This window comes from Thiohalocapsa sp., from assembly GCF_019695415.1.
Taxonomy (GTDB): domain Bacteria; phylum Pseudomonadota; class Gammaproteobacteria; order Chromatiales; family Chromatiaceae; genus Thiohalocapsa.
The window spans coordinates 1-4189 of sequence record NZ_JAIFKJ010000372.1; the positions used below are offsets into that span (position 1 = coordinate 1).

A 4189-nucleotide genomic window follows, 5' to 3' on the forward strand; every position below is an offset into this window, starting at 1 on the left:
CAAGGGCGGGCGCACCGGCTATCTGGTGGAGATGGGCCCCACCAAGCAGGTGTTCGAGGACCCGCAGCAGGACCTCACCAAGGAATACGTGCGCGGCGAATTCAGCTGACCCGCCTGCGTCGACGTCCACCACAAGCTGAGGAAAGGTCATGCAAAGCGTACGATGGGTTGTGCGTGCGGCCCTGGTGGCCTGCGCCTCGCTGGCACTCGCCGCCTGCTCCGAGGGTGGCGACACGGCCACGGAGGCGGTGACGGGCGCCGACGTCGTTATTCGCGGCGCCGGCGCCACGTTCCCGAAGCCGCTGTATGAGAAATGGATCGAGGTTTACGGTGGCGAGACGCCGGGTGTCACGTTCCAGTACGCGGGCGTCGGCAGCGGCAAGGGCATCGCTATGTTCCTGGCGGGCAAGGACCCCGCCGGCGAGGTCTTTGGCGGTGCCGAGATCCACTTCGGCGCCAGTGACGCCGCCATGTCCGATGCGGATCTCGACAAGGTCGGCGAGCGCGGTGCGATCATGGTGCCGATGACCGGCGGCATGGTCGTGCTCGCCTATAACCTGCCGGGTGTCGAAAATCTGACCCTCTCCCGTGAGGCGATCGAAGGCATCTTCAGCGGCGAGATCAAGCGTTGGCGTGATGAGCGCATCGCCGCCACGAATCCGGATCTCGACCTGCCCAATAAGAGCATCACACCGGTGGTGCGCCGGGACAGCAGCGGCACCACTTACATCATCACCAGCCACCTTGCCGAAGCCTTTCCTGCCTGGCGAGATGGTCCCGGGGTCGGCAAACAGCTCGACTGGCCCGCCAGCGCGATGGAGGTCAATTACAACGAGGGCGTGGCCCAACGTGTAAAGGTGAGCGAAGGCAGCATCGGCTACATGGAATACCAGTTCGCCAAGCGCCTGGGCCTGCCTATGGCGACGCTGCAGAACAAGGCAGGGGAATACGTCGAGCCCACCGCCGCCGCGGGCAGCGCCGGGCTCGGCTCCGCGCCGGAGGTGCCGGACGACCTGCGGGTGTTCGTGCCGGACCCGCCGGGGGCAGATGCCTATCCCATCGTGGGCTACACGTGGCTGCTGCTCTATGAGCAGTATCCGGATGCCGCCCGGGCCGAGGCGATCAAGGGCGCTGTCCTCTGGGGCCTGACAGAGGGGCAGCCCATCGCCGAGGAGATGGGTTATATTCCGCTGCCGGCGGAAATGGTCCGACTGGCCCGGGCCAAGGTGGAAGCCATCCAATGATCCCGCCGCCGCGGGGCGCCCGCCCCGCGGCTCACCCGCAGGCACAAGCCGCCACGCCGTCGGCGCCTGCCACCGCATCCGCTCGCTCCGATCCGCAGCAGTCCATGGCGAAGGCGCCGCGTCTCCACCTGCCGGCCATCGAGGCCTCCCTGCGCGCCGTGCAGCAGGACTTCGAGCACATCAACCGGCGGCTGGAGACGCGACGCGACCCGCTGTCGGACGCCGTCATCGCGCACATGATGGCCGGCTATCGCCAGGTAGACCAGCTACTCGCCGAGCGCGTCGACCCCTTCCAGCTCGGCAACTCCAAAGCCCTGCTCGAGCTCAACTTTCTGGTCATCTGCGGCACGGACCGCATGCTGCGCCATGAATGCGCAGCGGCGTTGGCGGCCACCGAGGAGCGTTTTTATGCCAAGCGCGATGGCGGCTTCGAATCCTTAGTGGAGTATTTGGCGCTGCTGGAAGGCGAGACCGTCTGGCGGCGGGCGGCGGCGGCCTACATCCACGTGCTGAGCGAGCCGCAGCTCTACGTGGAGGGCAACCACCGCACCGGCGCCCTCATCATGAGCTGGATGCTCGCCCGCGAGGGCAAGCCGCCCTTCGTGCTGAGCGTGGACAACGCCAAGGCCTACTTCGACCCATCCAGCGTCACCAAAGAGACGCGCAAGCACAGTCTGCGCATGCTGCTCACGCGACGAAAGCTCATGAAGCGTTTTGCCCAGTTGCTGAAGGACGGCGCGCAGAAGACCCATCTGCTGCGCTGACGCCGCGTTTGCCGGCGGGGCGGGCGCAGACGAGGCTCGATCCGACTGCGAGGTCCGCTGCGCGTTTTGCGGAATGCGCGATTACCCAGTGTCCGGGCCTCAGGTGAGGCGCCGCTGTACCACCTCCGCCAGCTCCTGCTCCACGCGCTGCCAGGCGGCGCGCCGCCAACAGGCCTGGCCTTTGCTGGCGCGGCGGTGCTGCCAGGTCTTGTAATCCTTCCAGGCGGCGGAGTCGCTGCGGAGCCGCTCGATGACGAACGGCTTCTGGTAGGGGATGCAGCGGGGTCCGTAGCGCGGGTCGTTGTCCACCCACCGCTCCTCGCTGCCCTGACGCACCGGCTCGGCATAGGCGATGTGCGCAGCGGACGTATCCGGCCGTTCGCACCAAAACGGATCCAGCCAGATCACGGCGGAACCGTGGGGTGTCTCCGCGAGGAACACCTCCGCCGCGTAATGGGCTTCCAAATCCAAGGGCTTGCGGGGGTTTGGAAGGCGTACCTGGAGAGGCACGAGCTTGCTGATGGCCTCGGCGAGATCCATGCGGGAATGTGACCGTTTAATGACCGCCCTATTCTAATGCCCCGCTGACGCGAGCGAAACCGGCGCGTCACGCGCTGGCTGCGCTGCCGAGACAGGTCGGCTGACGTCGGCTAACCCGCCGGTCGCCGATGTCGCATCTGCCTGTGGTGGCTGTGCGGGGCCGCTCGCCGACGGCGGATGGGACCTCATGAAAGTCGCAGCCAAGATTCATGTGCCCGGATCGCCGTAGAAGACGTAGTTGGTGGCGTAGTCGCTGATCTCGAAATAGACCTTGCGCTCATCGTCATCCCGCGTGCCGTTCAGGTTCTTGTCGATGATGCCGTAGCCGAAACGGTACGGGCGGTCGCCGCCGCCCTGGGTGGCGCTGGCGGTGGTGAGCTTGTCGATGTCGATGAAGCGTCGTACCAGCTTGTCGCCGGCGTAGATCTCCAGCACGCCGTTCGCGCCTGTCCAGTTTTGTATGGAGCGACCGAGCTTGTTCTGGGTCTCCTGGGTGCAGGCGGTGGCGGTCAGGGCGGTGATGACGATGATGGGCAGTGTGCGTTTCATGTGGGCCTCCATGGTTCTATAGCGGAGGGGAGCGAGTTTCGAGGGGCGAGGTTCGAGGAAGATCAGACAGATCAGCAGGTTCTTCGCGCGACAAACCGAAAACCGGCGTGCGATGGGTATCCGTGCGGCGGGTGCGCGGTGCGCAGTGTGCGGTGCGGGGTCGAAGCGGCGCGCACCCGCGGAGCGTTCGCACTGGCCTGCAGTCCACCCCGCGGTTTCCGGGGACGAGCTGCCGCCGCTCAGCGAGCGCGCCTCGCACTGCGCACCCAGCACTGTCTCATACCTCGATCGGCATCGGCTCTACCTGCCAGATCCGGTCCGCGTAGTCCTGGATGGACCGGTCCGATGAGAACCTGCCCATGCGCGTGGTGTTGAGGATGGACATGCGGTCCCAGTTGTGGGGCGCACGATAGGCCAAGTCCACTTGGCGCTGACAGTCGACATAGGCTTGGAAGTCCGCAAGCACCATGAAGGGGTCCGAGTGGATCAGGTTGTCGATGAGCGGGCGGAAGAGCTCGGTGTCGCCGTGGCTGAAGAGGCCGGAGGCGATGAGGTCCATTGCGGACTTGAGCTGCTCGTTGCCGTGGTAGACCTCCCATGGCCGGTAGCCCTCAGCCTGACGCTGGTGCACCTCGGATGCGGTCAGCCCAAAGAGGAAGAAGTTGTCGTGGCCTACGGCATCGCGGATTTCGACATTGGCGCCGTCGAGGGTGCCGATGGTGAGCGCACCGTTCATGGAGAATTTCATGTTGCCGGTGCCGGATGCTTCCTTGCCCGCCATGGAGATCTGCTCCGAGAGGTCGGCTGCCGGGTACAGCCGCTGGCCGTTCTTGACGTTGAAGTCCGGCATGAAGACGACGCGCAGATAGCCGTTCACCTGCGGGTCATTGTTGATGACCTCGCCGACGGCGTTGACCAGCTTGATGATGAGCTTGGCCATGAAGTAGCCGGGGGCCGCCTTGCCGCCGAAGATGAAGGTGCGCGGCGTGAGCTCGATGTTTGCGTTCTGCTTGATCTGCTCGTAGAGCCAGACGATATGCAGCAGGTTCAGGTGCTGGCGCTTGTACTCGTGGATACGCTTGGCCTGGACGT

Annotated in this window: 5 protein-coding genes; 2 read left to right on the forward strand and 3 right to left on the reverse strand. The window is 65.4% G+C overall.

From position 1 onward, the window contains the following. Positions 1 to 149: 149 nt before the first annotated feature. Both pstS and I6U14_RS10655 read left to right on the forward strand, forming a co-directional pair. Entirely contained in the window at positions 150 to 1244 is a 1095-nt protein-coding gene (gene pstS / locus I6U14_RS10650) for a phosphate ABC transporter substrate-binding protein PstS (RefSeq protein WP_296899174.1), read from the forward strand. Positions 1245 to 1348: 104 nt separating this feature from the next. Then, a complete protein-coding gene (locus I6U14_RS10655; RefSeq protein WP_296899175.1) occupies positions 1349 to 2008 on the forward strand; it encodes a hypothetical protein in 660 nt (219 codons plus the stop codon). 99 nt (positions 2009 to 2107) lie between these two features. Here the strand turns inward: I6U14_RS10655 and I6U14_RS10660 are convergent, their stop codons facing one another. The 3 genes from I6U14_RS10660 to I6U14_RS10670 form a co-directional block, all read right to left on the reverse strand. Next, entirely contained in the window at positions 2108 to 2548 is a 441-nt protein-coding gene (locus I6U14_RS10660; protein ID WP_296899177.1) for a hypothetical protein, read from the reverse strand. 207 nt (positions 2549 to 2755) lie between these two features. Beyond that, positions 2756 to 3097 (reverse strand): hypothetical protein, encoded by a 342-nt coding sequence (locus I6U14_RS10665; RefSeq protein ID WP_296899179.1) that lies wholly within the window; start codon positions 3095 to 3097, stop codon positions 2756 to 2758. A 277-nt stretch (positions 3098 to 3374) separates the two neighbouring features. Beyond that, positions 3375 to 4189, reverse strand: an 815-nt coding sequence (locus I6U14_RS10670) for a glycogen/starch/alpha-glucan phosphorylase (protein ID WP_296899180.1), incomplete at its 5' end; no start/stop codon positions are given.